This window comes from Xanthomonas graminis pv. graminis, assembly GCF_030168915.1.
GTDB lineage: Bacteria > Pseudomonadota > Gammaproteobacteria > Xanthomonadales > Xanthomonadaceae > Xanthomonas_A > Xanthomonas_A translucens.
In genome coordinates this window covers 1,805,385-1,822,514 of the sequence record NZ_CP076255.1, presented here as the reverse complement: position 1 = coordinate 1,822,514, position 17,130 = coordinate 1,805,385, and the positions used below count along the sequence as shown (strand labels likewise).

Below are 17,130 nucleotides of genomic sequence, written 5' to 3'. Positions count from 1 at the left end.
CCAGAAACGACGAGGCCCGCATCAGCGGGCCGGTCGTTGCGGGAGTTCAGCGCTCCCGCGTGTTGCATGTGGTGCCCAGAAGAGGACTCGAACCTCCACGAAGTTGCCCCCGCTAGCACCTGAAGCTAGTGCGTCTACCAATTCCGCCATCTGGGCGCTGAAGGCCGCGAATTCTGCGGGCAGCGCGCGCCCTTGTCAATGCCTCCGCGCAACGCGGCGTCCGGCGGCGCACGCGCCGCTCGGCACAGCGCGCAGTGCGCGGCGCACGGATCGCCCGAGCACCAGCCAAGGCGACGCGCCTGCTGCGGCGACATGGCTGGGCCACGGCGCCAGCGGCAACGCATGGCGGCGCCGGATCGCGCGCGGCCACCTGCTGGCAGAGCGATCTGCGCAGGCGCGGCGCATTCGGCAAAAAACCGCATCTTTCATGCGGATCCGGACACGACGCGCAAGCTGCGCCAGGGCGAGCGGAACTGCTTCGAACAAATGCTGTGACGCAGCCGCGAAAACGCGATTTTGTCGATTGACAGCGCAGCGCAAGGGACTAGCGTGCGTGCGGCGAACTGCCCCTCCCTCCCCCATGCTCCGGAGCTCCGCATGAAGTCCCTGTCCCTGTCGCTGCTGGCCGCCTCGCTGCTCGCCGCCACGCCACTCGCCTTCGCCCATCCTGCCGGCGCCGCCACGCCGCTGGATTCGCTCGCCGAGATCGAACGCGCGCTGGACAGCGGCGCCTCGGTCGCGGTCGCGATCGACCTGAGCCAGTGCACGCCCACCAGCGGCGGCGCCACGCCGACCCAGACCCGCGGCGGCCTGCGCATCGGCGCCTACCGGGTGATCGCCGACGGCACCCTGTCCTTCGCCGACGAGCACCTCACCGTGGGCCGCGACGGCAAGCCGATCCAGCAGTTCCTGCGCTACCAGGTGCACCCGGACAGCAGCGTCGACTTCAGCATGGCCGTGTTCGCCCTGCCCGGCTACCAGCAGAACGGCACCACGCTCGGCTACCGCTGCGCGATCAACCAGGGCCTGCGCTTCACCGCCAGCTGATCGCGGCGGGGCGGTGCCTGCGCTGTAGCCACGGCGCACGCGCCGCCGAAGCGCGCATGCAAAACGCCGCTTGACAGCGGCGCGCGCAACCGACAAAATTCTCGGCCTGTATCGCCCAGGTGGCGGAATTGGTAGACGCACTAGCTTCAGGTGCTAGCGGGGGCAACTTCGTGGAGGTTCGAGTCCTCTCCTGGGCACCAGATACAGCAAGCAGTAAAAGAAAAACCCGCTTCGGCGGGATTTTTTTTGCCTGGCGTTTGCGGGAAAGCAATCGATCCCGATGTTGTGCAGGCGCGGCAACCACGGCGGATGCCTGCAAGAACGTGCGCATTGATGAGGCTGCCGCAGCGACTGGTGCTGCAGGTTCGCCGCAAGCGCTGTGCGCGGCCATGCGGCGGAAATCACGGCGCTCCTTCTGCTTCTGCGACACCCGTGCCGCAGAAGGAGCGCACAGCGCATGTCCTGGTGCGCGCGTCCCGCGTTCGCTCGCCTAGCGATCCGGCGGCCGGAACGCGCCAATGTCCACGCGCACGCCGTCCACCCACACCGCGACCATGTACGCCCGATAGCCTGGGTTGTGGCGCTCGGCGGCGCGCGCGGCCAGATACGCGTTGGCGGCGTGGACCAGCACGTACAGCGCCGGCTCCAACTGCGCCACGCGCCTGAGCTTCACTTCGTAGGTGGGCATGCCCCACCCTGTGCTGCAGCCGTGCACGGATCGCCGGCCACCGCTGCGGTCGTCTGGCGCAACGCCACTGCGCTGCACTGCGCCGTCGCGGCGACGGCGATGAAAACTGGGCCAAACACCATGCACTCCTCGGTCGTCCTTGTCCGGCGTGCGCGCGCTCACGTGTCGGCGTCGCCCGCACCGCCAAAGTATCGAATCTCAGAACATCTAGAGTCAAGCATGGCTGTACGACAAGGTTACGGATGCTCCATATCTTGGTAGGCCCTGTCTCTGCAAGGCCCACCGCGATGAAAAGCTTCGGCGACCGATTGCGCGAGGCCAGGAAAGCCGCCGGGCTCACCCAGGAACAATTGGGTTTCGCGCTGGGCGTGACCAAGTCGTCGGTATCGGCATGGGAGAACGATCGCGAAACTCCGAGCTTCCGCCTGCTGCCCAACCTGCGCGGCACGCTCAAGCGCTCGCTGGACGAGCTGATCTGCGGCCAGGGCAGCGCACGCCTGCAGGACATGCCGGCCGATTACGCACTGCAGGCGCACGACCCCCACGAACAGGCGCTGCTGACCCGTTACCGCAACCTGCCGGCGCGGCGCCGCGAAGCGGTGCTGGAACTGCTCAAGCCGGACAAGGGCTGAGCGCGCCGCATCCGCTCCTACAGGGGGCCGGTTTCAATCGCCCACGCCGATCTCGCGCAGCGCCTCGCCCCAGATCCGGTAGCCGTCCTCGCTGGGATGGGTGCTGTCGGGCATCAGCGCCTGCGGCAGGCCGCCATCGGGCTGCAGGAAGCGCGCGCCGATGTCCAGCCAGCGCACCGCGGGATCGTGGCCGAAGCGCGCGGCCAGCAGGCGGTTGGTCTGCGCGATCGGCGCGCGCAGCGGCGCGTCGGCGGCGAAGCCGCGCGGCAGGATGCCCATCAGTACGATCCTGCTGCGCGGCAACCGCTGCCGCACCTCGGCGACCACCGCGGCCACGCCGTCGGCGGCTTCCTGCGGCGTGCTGGCGCGTGCGTGCTCGGTGCCGGTGAGGTTGTTGGTGCCGATGTTGATCACCACCCAGCGCGGCGCCAATCCGTCCACTTCGCCCTGGCGCAGCCGCCACAGCAGGTTCTGGGTGCGGTCCCAGCCGAAACCCAGATTCAGCACCTTGCGCGCGCCGAAGGTACGCTGCCAGGCCCGCGCGCCGCCGACCCGGGTGGCCTGCGGCGGCCCGCCCCAGAAGTGGGTGATCGAATCGCCCAGCATCACCACCTCCGGCTGCACGTGCCGCGCTGCGTCCAGCGCCGCGTGGTGGCGCGCGTACCAGTCGTAGGAATCCTGCTCCAGCCATGGCACCGGGATCAGCGCGGTGTTGGCCGCGGTCATCGCCGCCAGCGGTACCCGCGGCGGCTCGCCGAGCAGGCGCGCCAGGGTCGGCTCGATCGCCTCGGCCATGCGCCGCTGGCCGCGCGTGTCCGGATGCAGCGCGTGGCCGGGCGGCTGCAGCCGCGGATCGTAGAACAGGCGCTGGTCGAGCGCGCCGTCCTTGCGGAACACCGCGCCGATGTCGAGATAGGCGACGCGCGGATTGTCGCCGTAGCGCACCGCCAGGGCGCGATTGACCTCGGCATCGCGCGCGGTCTTCTGCACCGAGCCTGCGCTGGGCAGCAGCCCGAGTAGCAGGATGCGCGTGGTCGGCAGGCGCTGTTCCAGCGTCGCCACCACCGCGTCGATGCCGAGCACGGTGTCGGCGGCGCTGTGCTGCTCGTACCCGGTGTTGTTGGTGCCGATCAGCAGCACCGCCACCTTGGGCTGCAGGCCGTCCACCTCGCCGTGCTGCAGCCGCCACAGCACGTGCTCGGTGGCATCGCCGCTGAACCCCAGGTTGAGCGCGCCGCGGCTGCCGTAGAAGGTCTGCCAGGTCGGCTGGAAATCCTGGTCCGGCGCGTTCGCCTTGTCGTAGTTGTGGGTGATCGAGTCGCCGATCAGCAGCAGCGGCGTGTCCGCATGCGCGCGCGCCTGCGCCAGCACCTGCTGGTGGCGCTGCGCCCACCAGGCTTCGTGCAGGCGATCGGTCGGGGTGGTCGCGGCCACGCCCGCGTCGGCCTGCGCCGCGGCGCTGCCGAAGGCGCCCAGGCACAGCAGCAGCGCCGCACGCGGCCAGGTGCGTGCAGCAGCGCGGCGCGGCCGCGAGCAGTCCGAGCGAGCGCACAAGGCGCGCAGAAAACGCTGCATGTCCGAACCTGCCGAGGGCTGCGAGGAAGCCGCATTCTGGTCTGCCGCACGCTGCGGCGGCAAGCGTGGCGCACAAACGAAACCCCGCAGCAGGCCCTGATTAGCGCTGTGTCTCAGCTGTCGTACGCAGTTGCTGCTCTGTGAGCCTTCCCGCGCCGGCCAGGGCACTGGCCAGGCGCGGCACCATGGCGGCCAGGTTGAAGCGGCGATTGAAGCGGTAGGCATGCGCATGCAGGTAGCGCGCGCCGTATTTGGGGAAGTCCACCGCATGGTGGGTGCCGCTAAGCGCCGTTTTGAGATTGCCCAGGATCGTATTGACCCAACGCAGACGAGGCTGCTGGACGCCTTTGCGGCCGCTTCCGGTCACGATGGCATCGTGGGTCAGGCCTGCCCAGCCCACACCGGTGAACGCTGTCAGCCCATCACTGACGACATGGGTGCCCGGTGCCAGTGCCTGCTGAGCCCACGTGTGCACGACGCTTCTTCGGAAGCTGGAGACCACATCCAGGCGGAGATAGCGCGGGCGCCCTTGATGCAGGGAAACCGCTGCAATAAACGGCACTTTATTGCGCCACTGCGGTTGGCCTGGACCACCGGCGCGTTCGCCGCCCAGATAGGCATCATCGATCTGGACCTCTCCGTCGAGCCGGCGTGACTGCTCACGATCGGCCATCGCCGACATCACTTTGTGCTTGATCCGCCATGCAGTGCGATAGCACACGCCCAGTTGCCGAGCCAGTTCCAGCGCAGCAATTCCGTTCTTGGCTTGGCTCACCAGATAGATGGCCAGCCACCACACCCGCAAGGGAAGCTTGGTGTCTGCCATGGGCGTGCCGGCGGTCAAGCTGGTCTGTACCCGGCAGCGCGCGCACTGCCACAGGTGCTGGCGTCCCCGCTCAAAGCCACTGGCATGCGTGTGTCCGCACTGCGGACACACGAAGCCATTGGGCCACCTGGCCTGAACCAAGGCCTCGACACATTGCGCCTCGGAGCCGTAGCGGCTCAGAAAAGCCGGAATCGAAAGCCCCTTTTGGAACTGGATCCGATTGAGCGTCATCGCCGTATCTCACTGAAGAACCTGCATTTCTAAACCAAGGCAGCATCACCAGCTGAGACACAGCGCTAATCAGGGCAGCAGGCGGGGTTTCGTCGTGGCCGGCAGCCCGGACTCAGTGACCGCCGGCGGCCGCCGCGCCGCCGCCGCCCGCGAACGGCGGCTTGGCCAGCCACAGGAAGAAGATGATCGCCAGGAAGGTCCAGCCCAGCAGGTAGAAGATGTCGTTGAAGCCCATCTGCGAGGCCTGGTGGTTGATGGTGTTGTTGAGGAAGGCCGCACCGCTCTGCAGGTCGCCCCGCCCCATCGCCTGCACCTGCTCCTGCATGCCCGGCGTATAGGCCGAGATATGCTCGGTGAGGTGGGCGTGGTGCAGCTGCGTGCGCTTGGCCCACAGGTAAGTGGTCAGCGAGGCGGCGAAGCTGCCGCCCAGCGTGCGCAGGAACGTGGCCAGGCCGGAACCGGCCGCGATCTCGCGCCCGTCCAGGTCCGACAGCAGGATCTGCAGCACCGGCATGAAGAACAGCGCCACGCCCACGCCCATCAGCAACTGCACCCCGGCCACGTGCGCGAAATCGACGCGCAGGCTGAAGTCCGAGCGCATGAAGCTGGTCACCGCCATGAAGATGAAGGCGATGCTGGCGAGCATGCGCAGGTCGAAGCGCGAGGCGTACTTGCCGACGAACGGGGTCATCAGCACCGGCAGGATGCCGATCGGCGCGGTGGCCAGGCCGGCCCAGATCGCGGTATAGCCCATGTCGCGCTGCAGCCACTGCGGGATCAGCAGCGACACGCTGAAGAACGCGGCGTAGGCCACGATCAGCGCCAGCGTGCCGGCGCGGAAGTTGCGGTGGCGGAACAGGCGCAGGTTGACGATCGGATCCTTGTCGGTCAGTTCCCAGATCAGGAACACCGCCAGCGCCACCGCCGAGATCGCGGCCAGCACCACGATCTTGTTCGAACTGAACCAGTCCTCGTCGTTGCCCAGGTCCAGCACCAGCTGCAGGCAGCCCACGCCGATGATCAGGGTGATCAGGCCGACGTAGTCCATGCGCGGGCGCTCGGTCGGTTCCGGACGCTCGCGCAGCTGCGAGCCGACCACGATTGCGGCGATGATGCCCAGCGGCACGTTGATCAGGAAGATCCATTCCCAGCTGTAGTTGTCGGTGATCCAGCCGCCCAGGATCGGGCCGGCGATCGGCGCGACCACGGTGATCATCGCCAGCAGCGCCAGGGCCTGGCCGCGTTTCTCGCGCGGGTAGATCGATACCAGCAGGCTCTGCGTGATCGGGTACATCGGCCCGCACACGAAGCCCTGGACCGCGCGCGACACCACCAGCATGCCCATGCTCTGCGCCAGGCCGCACAGCAGCGAGGCGAGGGTGAAGGCCAGCGTGGCCCACACGAACAGCTTGGTCTCGCCGAAGCGCCGGCTCAAAAAGCCGGTCAGCGGCAGCGCGATCGCGTTGCTGACCGCGAACGAGGTGATGACCCAGGTCGCCTGCTGCGAACTGGCGCCGAGGTTGCCGGCGATGGTCGGCAGCGAGACGTTGGCGATGGTGGTGTCGAGCACCTGCATGAACGAGGCCATCGCCAAGCCCACCGTGCACAACGCCACGCTGGGCGGGCGGAAGCCCATCGCCGCGTCCGGAGCTCCGGGCGCGGCAGGAGTGGCAGCTTGGTTGGACATGGCCGGACTCAGTTCGCCTTGGCGGCGTCGGGCAGGTTGGCGTGAATGATCTGCGCGATGGTTTCGTCGGCCTGGCCCAGCTGCTGCGCATAGACGTCGGTGTCCAGCAGCGTGCCGGTGGCGAACTTGCTCGGCAGCACGCCGCCGCTCTGCTGGTGCAGGTTCACGTCCACCTTCATCGACAGGCCGATGCGCAGCGGGTTCTGCGCCAGCTGCTTGGCATCGATGGCGATGCGCACCGGCACGCGCTGCACGATCTTGATCCAGTTGCCGCTGGCGTTCTGCGCCGGCAGCAGCGAGAACGCGCTACCGGTGCCCAGGCCCAGGCTCTGCACCGTGCCCTGGTAGTGCACCGCGCCGCCGTACAGGTCCGACTGCAGTTCCACCGGCTGGCCCAGGCGCATGTGCTTGAGCTGGGTTTCCTTGAAGTTGGCTTCCACCCACACCTGCTCCAGCGGCACCACCGCCATCAGCGCGGTGCCGGGCTGCACGCGCTGGCCGACCTGCACCGAGCGCCGCGCGACATAGCCGGACACCGGCGCGACGATCGCGCTGCGGGCGTTGTTGAGGAACGCCTGGCGCACCTGCGCAGCGGCAGCCTGCACGTCGGGCTGGTGGGCCACGCCGTTGTCGTCGATCAGCGCGCGGTTGCGCTCCACCGTCTCGCGCGAACCGCTGACCGCGGCCTCGGCGGCGGCAAGCTGGTCGCGCGCATGCGCCAGTTCCTCGGCGGAAATGGCCCCGGTGGCGACCAGGCTGCTGCGCCGGGCGACGTCGGCGCGGGCGCGCTGCAGGGTCACCTGCTGCGACGACAGTTCGGCCTGCGCGCCTTGCACGCTGCGGAACAGGCCGCGCACCTGGCGCACGGTGCGCGCCAGATTGGCCTCGGCCTGCTGCAGCGCGACCTGGGTGTCGGCCGGATCGAGCTTGACCAGCAACTGGCCGCGCTGCACGCGCATGCCATCGTCGGCGCCGATGCTGACCACGGTGCCGGCCACCATCGGCGTGATCTGTACCAGGTTGCCCTGCACGTAGGCGTCGTCGGTATCTTCGTGCCAGCGGCCGGAGACAAAGTACCAGATCGCCAGCGCGATCAGCACCAGCACCACCAGCACGGCCAGGCCGCGCAACAGCTTGCCGCGCCGGCTGGTGGCGGGAGCGGAGGAATCGGGAGTCGTTGTCTGATTCATTGCAGCGGTCTCAGGAATGCGTGGAAGCGGAAGAGGTCGACGGCGCGTCGGCGGCGGGGGTGGCGTCGTAGCCGCCGCCCAGCGCCTGGTTCAGGCGCACCGAGACCAGGATCTGGTTGGACTGCAGCGAGGCCAGGCGCTGCTGCGCTTCGAGCAACTGTTGCTGCACGCTCAACACGTCCAGGTAGTTGCCGATACCGGCGCGGTAGCGCTGCTGCGCCAGGCCGAAGGCGGCCTGCGCGGTGCTCACCGCCTGCGCCTGCTGCTGCGCCTGCTGCGCCAGCGAACGCGCCGCGCTGACCTGGTCGGCGACCTCGCGCAGTGCCGCCACCAGCGCCTGGTTGTAGCTGGCCACCGCCAGGTCGTAGTGCGCGTCGCGCTCGGCCAGCTGGCTGCGCAGGCGTCCGCTGTCGAACAGCGGCAGGCTCACGCTCGGCGCGAACACGCCGAGCAGCGCGTCGCCCTTGAACAGGTCGGCAGGATTGGCGGCAGCCACGCCACCCAGCGCGAGCAGGTTGATGCTCGGATAGAACTGCGCCTTGGCCGCACCGATACTTTGCGAGGCGGCCTCGACCCGCCAGCGCGCGGCGACCACGTCCGGGCGGCGCCCGAGCAGGTCGCTGGGCAGCACCGAGGGCAGTCGCACCGCCGCCGGGTCCAGCGGCCGCGGCCGCTCGATCTGCAGGCCGCGATCCGGACCGCGGCCGAGCAAGGCCGCCAGCGCGGTCCGCGCCTCGTCGATCTGCTGCTGCGCGGCCTGCTGCTGCTGGCGTGCCGCCGGCACCCGCGCCTCGGCCTGGCGCAGTTGCAGGTTGCTGTCGATGCCGGCGTCGCGGCGCTGCCGCACCAGCTTCAGGCTGTTGTCCGAGCGCGCCAGTTCTTCGCCGGCCAGGTCGTACAGGCGCCAGGCGTAGCCGAGCTGCGCATAGGCGCGGGCCACACCGGCCGACAGGTCCAGGCGCGCGGCCTGCGCATCGACCTGCGCCGCATGCGCCTGGTCCACAGCCGCTTCCCAGGCCGCGCGCTTGCCGCCCCACAGGTCGAAGCCGTAGCTGAAATCCAGCACCGCCTGCTCGGCATGGATGTACTTGCCGCCAATCTCGTCGCCGGCCAGCCCCTTGGGCAGCTGCAGCCCGGTATAGCCGGCCGACAGCGACAGCTTGGCGCCGCGGTCGGCATTGGCCGCGCCGGCCTGCGCCTGCGCCAGGCGCAGCCGCGCGTCGGCCGCTTCCAGGTTCGGCGTACCCTGCAGCGCCTCGGCGATCAGCGCGTCGAGCTGCGGGTCGCCCAGCGCCTTCCACCAGTCCTGCTGCGGCCAGGCGGCCGGCGCCAGCTGGCCGGCGGCCAGGGTCTTGCCGGCCTGCAGTTGCCGGTCGGCGTCGAGCCGGCGGCCCTGCGGTTCCAGGCCACGGCTGCTGGCGCAGGCGGCCAGCGCCAGGGTGAGGGCCGCGGCCGCGAACGGGCGCAGGCGATGGGACGAAGCGGAGAGGTTCATAAGCGGAGTCATGGCGAATTGAGGGAGTCGCGGACGCGGGTCAGCAACGACGTGAGGTGCTCGCGCTCGTCGGCGGAGAGGTCGCGCAAGGCGCTGGCGATGGCCTCGTCGCCGCGCTGCTTGAGCTGCTGCCACAGCGCGCGGCCCTCGTCGGTCAGCACGATCTGCAGCGCGCGGCGGTCCTGCGCATGCGCTTCACGGCGCACCCAGCCCAGGTCCTGGAGCTTGTCCAGCAGGCGGGTGACCGCGCTGGGGTTCTGGTCGATGGCCTGGGCCAACTCGTTGGCGGTGCATGGCGACATGTACGCCAGCGCCTTCATGCCGATGTAGTGGCTGAAGCCCAGGCCGAGCTCGAGTTCGGCCATGGAATCGTCCAGGCGGCGCATCAGCCCGTCGCGGACCTGCCGCAGCAGCAGGCCGAACGACGGCGGACCGGGATGGGAGGGAACGCAGTTCATGGACGCCAATTATTTTCATTTGGAAATATATGTCAAGAAAATATCGCAGAAATAAGTAAATACTGTGTTGCAGCCACGCAACGCTGGCGTCGCCACCCTCCCTGAACGCGGACCAACAGCGGATCTGCGCAGTGCTGCTGGACGCACTGCGCCGGGCGCCGCTCGATCGCCTGCCCCTGCCGAACCGCAGCGACCGGCGCCTGCCGCGGATCACCGCGCAATTGCTCGCCCCCCTGCCGATGGCCGCTGCCTGTCGTAGTGGGCAAAGTGGGCCGGACTGTCCCCCGCGCAGCCTGAGCCGGCAGTTGCGCGAGGAGGCCGGGCTCAGCTTCGCCTGCTGCCGGCAGCAGGCGCGGCTGCCGAGGCACTGCGGCGGCTGAACGACGGCGCCAGCGTCGCCGATGCCGCGCACCGGCTCGGCTACAGCCGCCCCAGCGCCCTCGTCACCGCCTTGCGCGGCCATTGCGGCCATCCTCCGGCACGCGATCCGGCCGCTGCCGGCGGTGCCGGCGCGACGCGCAGCTTGGCATCGCCGGCCGCATCCGGATAATCGACCGGCTGACCTGCGGCGCCCGCCGCCGCGTTCCCCTACAGGTATTCCCCGCGCATGACCGATCTCGCCCGCCCCGCCTTCCATGGTTTCGAACAGCTGCCGCTGCGCGAATACGCCGAACGCGCCTATCTCGACTACTCCATGTACGTGGTGCTGGACCGCGCCCTGCCGTTCCTGGGCGACGGCCTGAAACCGGTGCAGCGGCGCATCATCTACGCGATGAGCGAGCTGGGCCTGAATGCCGGGGCCAAGCCGAAGAAGTCCGCGCGCACCGTCGGCGACGTGATCGGCAAATACCACCCGCATGGCGACAGCGCCTGCTACGAGGCGCTGGTGCTGATGGCGCAGCCGTTCTCCTACCGCTACCCGCTGATCGAGGGCCAGGGCAACTTCGGCTCCACCGACGACCCGAAGTCGTTCGCGGCGATGCGCTACACCGAATCCAAGCTGACACCGATCGCCGAAGTGCTGCTCGGCGAACTCGGCCAGGGCACGGTGGACTGGTCGCCGAACTTCGACGGCACCATGGACGAGCCGACCTGGATGCCGGCGCGGCTGCCGCACCTGCTGCTCAACGGCACCACCGGCATCGCCGTGGGCATGGCCACCGACGTGCCGCCGCACAACCTCAACGAGATCGTCAGCGCGCTGATCCGCCTGCTCGACGATCCCGACGCCAGCGTCGCCGACCTGTGCGAACACGTGCGCGGCCCGGACTACCCGACCACCGCCGAGATCATCACCCCGGCCGCCGACCTGCGCGCGATCTACGAGACCGGCCACGGCAGCGTGCGCGCGCGCGCCACCTTCCAGAAGGAACACGCCAACATCGTGATCACCGCGCTGCCCTACCAGGTGTCGCCGTCGAAGGTGATCGAGCAGATCGCGCAGCAGATGCGCGCCAAGAAGCTGCCGTGGCTGGAAGACATCCGCGACGAGTCCGACCACGCCAATCCGGTGCGAGTGGTGCTGGTGCCGCGCTCCAACCGGGTCGACGCCGAGCAGCTGATGGGCCACCTGTTCGTGACCACCGACCTGGAGCGCAGCTACCGGGTCAACCTCAACGTGATCGGCCTGGACGGCCGCCCGCAGGTCAAGAACCTCAAGACCCTGCTCGAGGAATGGCTGCGCTTCCGCAGCGACACCGTGGTGCGCCGGCTCAACCATCGGCTGGAGAAGGTCGAGCGCCGCCTGCACCTGTTGGAAGGCCTGCTGGTCGCGTTCCTCAACCTGGACGAAGTGATCCGCATCATCCGCAGCGAGGACGAGCCCAAGCCGGCGCTGATCGCGCGCTTCGCGCTCAGCGAGGAACAGGCCGACTACATCCTGGAAACCCGCCTGCGCCAGCTGGCGCGGCTGGAAGAAATGAAGATCCGCGGCGAGCAGGACGCGCTGGCCAAGGAGCGCGAACAGCTGCAGGCGGTGCTGGCCAGCAAGACCAAGCTGAAGAAGATGATCAAGGACGAGCTGGTCGCCGACGCCAGGAAGTTCGGCGACGCGCGGCGCTCGCCGCTGGTGCAGCGCGGCGCGGCGCAGGCGATCGACGAGACCGAGCTGGTGCCGAGCGAACCGATGACCATCGTGATGTCGGAGAAGGGCTGGATCCGTGCGGCCAAGGGCCACGACGTGGACCCGGCCGGCCTGTCCTACCGCGACGGCGACAGCCTATTGGCCGCGCTGCGCGGGCGCAGCACGCAGCAGGTGGCGTTCCTGGATTCAGAAGGCCGCGCCTACTCCACCCTGGCGCATTCGCTGCCCTCGGCGCGCGGCAACGGCGAGCCGCTGACCGGGCGTTTCTCCCCGGCCTCCGGCGCGTCGTTCCAGGCCATGGCCAGCGGCGAGAACGACAGCCGGCTGGTGCTGGCGTCCTCGCACGGCTACGGCTTCGTCACCCGCTTCGAGAACCTGACCAGCCGCAACAAGGCCGGCAAGGCGATGCTCAACCTGACCCCGAACGCCAAGGTGCTGCCGCCGGCCTCGGTCGGCAACGCCGAGACCGACCGCATCGTCGCGGTGACCAGCGCCGGCCACCTGCTGGCGTTCCCGCTTGCCGACCTGCCCGAGCTGGACAAGGGCAAGGGCAAGGGCAACAAGATCATCGACATCCCCAAGGCCAAGCTCGGCACCGAGCGGGTGGTGGCGATCGCCGCGGTCGCGCCGGGCAACACGCTACTGGTGAAGAGCGGGCAGCGCACCATGTCGCTGTCGTTCAAGGACCTGGACGCCTACCTCGGCGCGCGCGCCAGCCGCGGCGGGCTGCTGCCGCGCGGGTGGCAGAAGGTGGATGATCTGGCGGTGGAGTGAGGTGGGGCCGGGACTCGGGACTCGGGACTCGGGACTCGCAACAGCGAACAGCAAATCGGCCCTTTCGGGCCGATTTTTTTTGCCTCGCCATCCATCGGCGGTGAGCGGTAGGCTCTACCGAGTCCCGAGTCCCGAGTCCCGAGTCCCGAGTCCCGAGTCCCGAGTCCCGTTACTCCCCCACCCCACTCCCACCGATCTTCGAAGTCTGATACAGCGCCATGCCCAGCCGCTTGATCAGGCCCAGTTGCTGTTCCAGCCACCAGGCATGGTCTTCTTCGGTGTCCTGCAGCTGCTTGAGCAGGATGTCGCGGCTGACGTAGTCGCCGTGCTGCTCGCACAGCTTCATGGCGGCGGCCAGGTTCGCGCGCACTTCGTATTCGACCTTCAGGTCTTTTTCCAGCATCTCTTCGACCGTGCGTCCGGGTTCGAACGCGTGCGGGCGCATGTCCGGGTCGCCTTCCAGGAACAGGATGCGCCGCAGCAGCGCGTCGGCGTGCTCGGTCTCCTCTTCCATCTCGTGGTTGATCCGCGTGTACAGCGCCTGCAGGCCCTGGTCCTCGTAGCGCCGCGAGTGGATGAAATACTGGTCGCGTGCGGCGAGTTCGCCGCGCAGCAATGCGATCAGGCATTGCACAACTTCAGGATGTCCCTTCATGGGGCAGGCTCCGTCTCAACTAAGGCCGCCATAGTGCCCGAGCCGCGCGGCCCGCGTTCCAATCGGAATCATTAGCATCCCGATTCCATCGGCGCAGCGGCGCAGGCGAAGCTGACCACGCCCCAACCGCACGCGAGCGCCCGCCGGATGTACGCAAGAACGACACGCAGTCGCGTCTAAAATCGGGCATTGGCCGGTGGAGATGCTTGGATGCAGAGCAAGTGGAAACGAGGGATGCTGTGGCTGGCGGCGCTGGCGATCGGCCTGCTGCTGGCGATGTGGCTGCTGCTGCGCGGCAGCCTGGCCACGCTCGACGGCCAGGCCGACTTGGACGGGCTGGCGGCACCGGTGCAGATCCAGCGCGACGCGCTGGGCACGGTCACCATCGACGCCGGCAACGAGGCCGATGCGATGCGCGCGCTCGGCTACGTGCATGCGCAGGAACGCTACTTCCAGATGGACCTGATGCGCCGTGCCGCCGCCGGCGAACTGTCGGAGTTGGTCGGCAACGCCACGCTCGGGGTGGACAAGCAGCGGCGCATGCACCGCCTGCGCGCGCACGCCGCCGCGCAACTGGCCAGCTTCGGCGGCAGCCATGCCGCGGCGCTGCAGGCCTACAGCGCCGGCGTCAACAACGGCCTGCACGCGCTGCGGGTGCGGCCGTGGCCCTATCTGCTGCTGGTCAAGGCGCCGCGCGACTGGCAGCCGGTGGATTCGGTGCTGGCCGGCGACGCGATGTATTTCGATCTGCAAGGCCGCCAGCTCGGCCGCGAACTGTCGCTGTACCGGCTGCAGCAGCACCTGCCGGCGCCGCTGTTCGCGCTGCTGCGTCACGACGGCAGCAGTTGGGACGCGGCGCTGGACGCGCCGGCGCGCGGCGACGCCACGCTGCCCGACGCCAGCCAGGTCGACCTGCGCACCCTGCCCGATGCCCCGCGCGACGCCGGCACCGCAGACCATGCCGCCCCCGGCAGCAACAACTGGGCCATCGCCGGCAGCCGCAGCGCCGACGGCCGGGCCATCGTCGCCAACGACATGCATCTGCAGCTGGGGGCGCCCAGCCTGTGGTTCCGGGTGCGGCTGCGCTACGCCGACGCGCAGGCGCCCGGCGGGCGCGTGGACATCACCGGCTTTTCGCTGCCGGGCCTGCCGGCGGTGATCGTCGGCAGCAACGGCCACGTCGCCTGGGGCTTCACCAACAGCTACGCCGACAGCAGCGACTGGTACCGCTTGACGCCGTGCGCGGCGACGCCGCAGCCCGGCTGCACCGCGGTCGTCCACCACCGCGAGCGGATCAAGGTGGCCGGCGGCCTGGATGTCGCGCTGGACGTGGAAGACACCGTCTACGGCCCGATCCTGCAGCACGAGCCGGACGGCACGGCATTGGCGCAACGCTGGGTGGCGCAGCTGCCCGGCGCGCTGAACCTGGGCCTGGCCGACCTGGCCCGCGCCGATTCCCTCGCCAGCGCCTTCGCCAGCGCGCAGCGCATCGCCACGCCGGCGCAGAACATGCTGCTGGCCGACAGCGCCGGACATATCGGCTGGCGCGTGCTCGGCGCGCTGCCGCTGCGCGGACCCAACTGCCGCAGCGACGCCCTGGTCCACGACGTCAGCGCGGCGGTGCCGGCAGCGCAGCGCTGCGCGCCGTGGCCGATCTCCACGGCGCATTCGCCGCAGCGGATCGATCCTGCCGACGGGCAACTGTGGACCGCCAATGCGCGCGTCGTCGGCGGCGACGAATTGGCCGTACTCGGCGACGGCGGCTACGCGCTGGGCGCGCGCGCGCAGCAGATCCGCGACGACCTGCGCCTGCATCCGCAACTGGACGAACGCCAGTTGCTGGCGATCCAGCTCGACGACCGCGCCTTGCTGCTGCAACGCTGGTGGAGATTGCTGCAGCAACGCGACGGCGCCGCCGCCACGCCGGCGTTGCACGCGCTGGCGCAGGCCAGCAAGCACTGGGAAGGCCGCGCCAGCACCGACTCGGTGAGTTACCGGCTGGTGCGCGCCTGGCGCCTGGCGCTGCTGACCCGGATCCGCGACGGCCTGATCGCGCCGGCCCGCGCCGCGCTCGGCACCGATTACGCCATGCCGCCGTTGCCGCAGCTGGAAGCGGTGGCCTGGCCGATGCTGCAGCAGCAGCCGCCGCATCTGCTGCCGCGCCGCTACGCCAGCTGGCAGGCCTTGCTGGAAGATGCCGCCACCGAAGTGCGCGACCAACCCGACCAGGACGCGCCGTTGCCGCAGCGCCATTGGGGCGAACAGAACACCGCCGCGGTCTGCCATCCGCTGGCGCGCTCGCTGCCGGGAGTGCTGCGGCGCTGGTTGTGCATGCCGACCGAGGGCTTGCCCGGCGACAACGACATGCCGCGGGTGCAGCGGCCGGACTTCGGCGCCTCCGAGCGCATGGTGGTCGCGCCCGGCCACGAGGCCGACGGCATCACGCACATGCCCGGCGGCCAGAGCGAGCATCCGCTGTCGCCGTTCTGGGGGGCCGGCCACGACGACTGGGTGCAAGGCCGCGCCTCGCCGTTCCTGCCCGGCCCGGCGCGCTACACGCTGAGCTTACGGCCACCTGCGCGATAATGAGCGATTACCGCGCCACCCGCGCACGGTACTGCACGCCGTGTCGCCAGCGTTGCGCGGCGCCTGCGGCCGATCGCCGCGTCCTTCCCTCCCCCCAAGCGGAGCCTGTCCCCCAATGAATTCCCGTCCCCTGCTCGCCCTGTTGTTACCGCTCGCCGCCTGCCTGTCGAGCGGTTGCGCCACCGCCGCCGCACCCGCCTCTGCTGCCACCGACTGCAGCGTGCGCGCCGAACCGGGCGACGACCTGCAAGCCGCGGTCGATCGCGTACCCAACGACGGCAAGCCGGCCACGGTGTGCCTGACCGCCGGCGATTTCCACGTGACCAAGCTGCTATCGCTGCAGCGCGACGGCCTGCGCCTGCGCGGCCAGGGCGACGCCACCGTGCTGCGCATGCAGGACGGCGTGCAGCAGCCGGTCATCGTGGTCGGCGACTACCAGAACGAGCGCCCGCAGCGGCCGATCCGCGATGTCGTGGTCGAACAGTTGCAGATCGTCGGCGGCAGTGCCGACAAGGAATTCATGCCCGAGCGCCCGTACCTGAGCAACAGCCTGGTGGTGGTGCGCGCCGGCCAGAACATCCGCCTGTCCGGGCTGCGCGTGAGCAAGTGCCGCAGCGCCTGCCTGCTCAGCGAATACGACAGCCGCGACCTGCTGATCGAGCGCAACGACGTGTCCGGCGCGATCTGGGACGGGGTGTCGTTCAACCGCACGTCCAAGGTCAAGCTGATCGACAACTACATCCACGACAACGTCGCCGCCGGCATCACCACCGAGCACCTGGAAGACAGCGAGATCCGCAACAACCGCCTGGAGCGCAACGGCAGCCAGGGCGTGTACCTGGCCGATGCGCGGCGCAACCAGTTCGTCGGCAACCAGTTCACCGGCAACAAGGGCGCCGGCATCTACCTGGCCTGCTCGATCCGCCAGCGCACCCCGGAGATCCTGTGCTGGGACAACAGCATGAGCCAGGACAACACCTTCGAGAACAACACCTTCCAGGGCAACCCCTACACCTACACGATCGGCGTGGACCGCGCCGCCAACTGCAGCGGTCCGGACTTCCGCCAGAACGTGTGGCGCAAGAACAACCAGGCCGACGCCTCCGGCGTGGACATCCAGCCGGAGCGTTATGGGCGCTGCATGCGGTTCGAATAGCTGCCTGGATTCGGGACCGGGGACCGGGGACCCGGGCCCGGAAAAGC

Annotated in this window: 13 protein-coding genes, 2 tRNA genes and 1 pseudogene; 7 read left to right on the top strand and 9 right to left on the bottom strand. The window is 69.4% G+C overall.

Translation table 11 applies throughout. From position 1 onward, the window contains the following. Positions 1-69 precede the first annotated feature (69 nt). Positions 70-156: transfer RNA gene (locus KHF85_RS07905), tRNA-Leu, on the bottom strand. Positions 157-597: 441 nt separating this feature from the next. On the opposite strand from KHF85_RS07905, the gene KHF85_RS07900 reads away from it, so the two are divergent. Together KHF85_RS07900 and KHF85_RS07895 are read left to right on the top strand one after the other, a co-directional pair. Then, a complete protein-coding gene (locus KHF85_RS07900) occupies positions 598-1,047 on the top strand; it encodes a VirK family protein (protein ID WP_284569150.1) in 450 nt (149 codons plus the stop codon). A 113-nt stretch (positions 1,048-1,160) separates the two neighbouring features. Next, a tRNA-Leu gene (locus KHF85_RS07895) sits at positions 1,161-1,247 on the top strand. A 290-nt stretch (positions 1,248-1,537) separates the two neighbouring features. Here the strand turns inward: KHF85_RS07895 and KHF85_RS07890 are convergent. Then, positions 1,538-1,735 (bottom strand): hypothetical protein, encoded by a 198-nt coding sequence (locus KHF85_RS07890; protein WP_064538097.1) that lies wholly within the window; start codon positions 1,733-1,735, stop codon positions 1,538-1,540. Positions 1,736-2,022: 287 nt separating this feature from the next. Between KHF85_RS07890 and KHF85_RS07885 the strand changes: the two genes are divergently transcribed. Further along, positions 2,023-2,367, top strand: coding sequence for a helix-turn-helix domain-containing protein (locus tag KHF85_RS07885; protein ID WP_003467211.1), 345 nt, complete (start codon positions 2,023-2,025; stop codon positions 2,365-2,367). 33 nt (positions 2,368-2,400) lie between these two features. Here KHF85_RS07885 and KHF85_RS07880 read toward each other — a convergent pair whose 3' ends face one another. From KHF85_RS07880 to KHF85_RS07855, 6 genes are all read right to left on the bottom strand, one after another. After that, positions 2,401-3,942 (bottom strand): GDSL-type esterase/lipase family protein, encoded by a 1,542-nt coding sequence (locus KHF85_RS07880; RefSeq protein WP_284569149.1) that lies wholly within the window; start codon positions 3,940-3,942, stop codon positions 2,401-2,403. 100 nt (positions 3,943-4,042) lie between these two features. Beyond that, entirely contained in the window at positions 4,043-4,999 is a 957-nt protein-coding gene (locus tag KHF85_RS07875; protein ID WP_284566649.1) for an IS1595 family transposase, read from the bottom strand. Between the two features lie 112 nt (positions 5,000-5,111). Further along, the gene (locus KHF85_RS07870) at positions 5,112-6,686 is read right to left on the bottom strand and encodes a DHA2 family efflux MFS transporter permease subunit (protein WP_284569148.1); all 1,575 of its coding nucleotides are present in this window, start codon (positions 6,684-6,686) and stop codon (positions 5,112-5,114) included. Positions 6,687-6,694: 8 nt separating this feature from the next. After that, complete coding sequence (locus KHF85_RS07865; protein WP_284569147.1) at positions 6,695-7,876, bottom strand: efflux RND transporter periplasmic adaptor subunit; 1,182 nt, start codon at positions 7,874-7,876, stop codon at positions 6,695-6,697. A 10-nt stretch (positions 7,877-7,886) separates the two neighbouring features. Continuing rightward, a complete protein-coding gene (locus KHF85_RS07860) occupies positions 7,887-9,371 on the bottom strand; it encodes an efflux transporter outer membrane subunit (protein ID WP_284569146.1) in 1,485 nt (494 codons plus the stop codon). Between the two features lie 8 nt (positions 9,372-9,379). Further along, complete coding sequence (locus KHF85_RS07855) at positions 9,380-9,829, bottom strand: MarR family winged helix-turn-helix transcriptional regulator (protein WP_284569145.1); 450 nt, start codon at positions 9,827-9,829, stop codon at positions 9,380-9,382. A 110-nt stretch (positions 9,830-9,939) separates the two neighbouring features. Here KHF85_RS07855 and KHF85_RS07850 point away from each other — a divergent pair. After that, positions 9,940-10,379 (top strand): annotated as a pseudogene (locus KHF85_RS07850) (helix-turn-helix domain-containing protein); the annotation flags it as partial. A gap of 57 nt (positions 10,380-10,436) precedes the next feature. Beyond that, positions 10,437-12,686 (top strand): DNA topoisomerase IV subunit A, encoded by a 2,250-nt coding sequence (parC, locus tag KHF85_RS07845; RefSeq protein ID WP_284569144.1) that lies wholly within the window; start codon positions 10,437-10,439, stop codon positions 12,684-12,686. Positions 12,687-12,855: 169 nt separating this feature from the next. Here the strand turns inward: parC and bfr are convergent, their stop codons facing one another. Continuing rightward, on the bottom strand, positions 12,856-13,341 hold the full coding sequence (gene bfr, locus KHF85_RS07840) for a bacterioferritin (protein ID WP_284569143.1): 486 nt from the start codon (positions 13,339-13,341) through the stop codon (positions 12,856-12,858). Between the two features lie 210 nt (positions 13,342-13,551). Here bfr and KHF85_RS07835 point away from each other — a divergent pair, with 210 nt between their 5' ends. Both KHF85_RS07835 and KHF85_RS07830 read left to right on the top strand, forming a co-directional pair. Continuing rightward, entirely contained in the window at positions 13,552-15,927 is a 2,376-nt protein-coding gene (locus tag KHF85_RS07835) for a penicillin acylase family protein (RefSeq protein ID WP_284569142.1), read from the top strand. A 115-nt stretch (positions 15,928-16,042) separates the two neighbouring features. Beyond that, positions 16,043-17,083 (top strand): right-handed parallel beta-helix repeat-containing protein, encoded by a 1,041-nt coding sequence (locus tag KHF85_RS07830; RefSeq protein WP_284569141.1) that lies wholly within the window; start codon positions 16,043-16,045, stop codon positions 17,081-17,083. Positions 17,084-17,130 lie beyond the last annotated feature (47 nt).

Coding starts and splice junctions, on each gene's coding strand:
- KHF85_RS07900 (WP_284569150.1), top strand. CDS start 598: ATGAAGTCCCTGTCCCTGTCGCTGCTGGCCGCCTCGCTGCTCGCCGCC.
- KHF85_RS07890 (WP_064538097.1), bottom strand. CDS start 1,735: ATGCCCACCTACGAAGTGAAGCTCAGGCGCGTGGCGCAGTTGGAGCCG.
- KHF85_RS07885 (WP_003467211.1), top strand. CDS start 2,023: ATGAAAAGCTTCGGCGACCGATTGCGCGAGGCCAGGAAAGCCGCCGGG.
- KHF85_RS07880 (WP_284569149.1), bottom strand. CDS start 3,942: ATGCAGCGTTTTCTGCGCGCCTTGTGCGCTCGCTCGGACTGCTCGCGG.
- KHF85_RS07875 (WP_284566649.1), bottom strand. CDS start 4,999: ATGACGCTCAATCGGATCCAGTTCCAAAAGGGGCTTTCGATTCCGGCT.
- KHF85_RS07870 (WP_284569148.1), bottom strand. CDS start 6,686: ATGTCCAACCAAGCTGCCACTCCTGCCGCGCCCGGAGCTCCGGACGCG.
- KHF85_RS07865 (WP_284569147.1), bottom strand. CDS start 7,876: ATGAATCAGACAACGACTCCCGATTCCTCCGCTCCCGCCACCAGCCGG.
- KHF85_RS07860 (WP_284569146.1), bottom strand. CDS start 9,371: ATGAACCTCTCCGCTTCGTCCCATCGCCTGCGCCCGTTCGCGGCCGCG.
- KHF85_RS07855 (WP_284569145.1), bottom strand. CDS start 9,829: ATGAACTGCGTTCCCTCCCATCCCGGTCCGCCGTCGTTCGGCCTGCTG.
- parC (WP_284569144.1), top strand. CDS start 10,437: ATGACCGATCTCGCCCGCCCCGCCTTCCATGGTTTCGAACAGCTGCCG.
- bfr (WP_284569143.1), bottom strand. CDS start 13,341: ATGAAGGGACATCCTGAAGTTGTGCAATGCCTGATCGCATTGCTGCGC.
- KHF85_RS07835 (WP_284569142.1), top strand. CDS start 13,552: ATGCAGAGCAAGTGGAAACGAGGGATGCTGTGGCTGGCGGCGCTGGCG.
- KHF85_RS07830 (WP_284569141.1), top strand. CDS start 16,043: ATGAATTCCCGTCCCCTGCTCGCCCTGTTGTTACCGCTCGCCGCCTGC.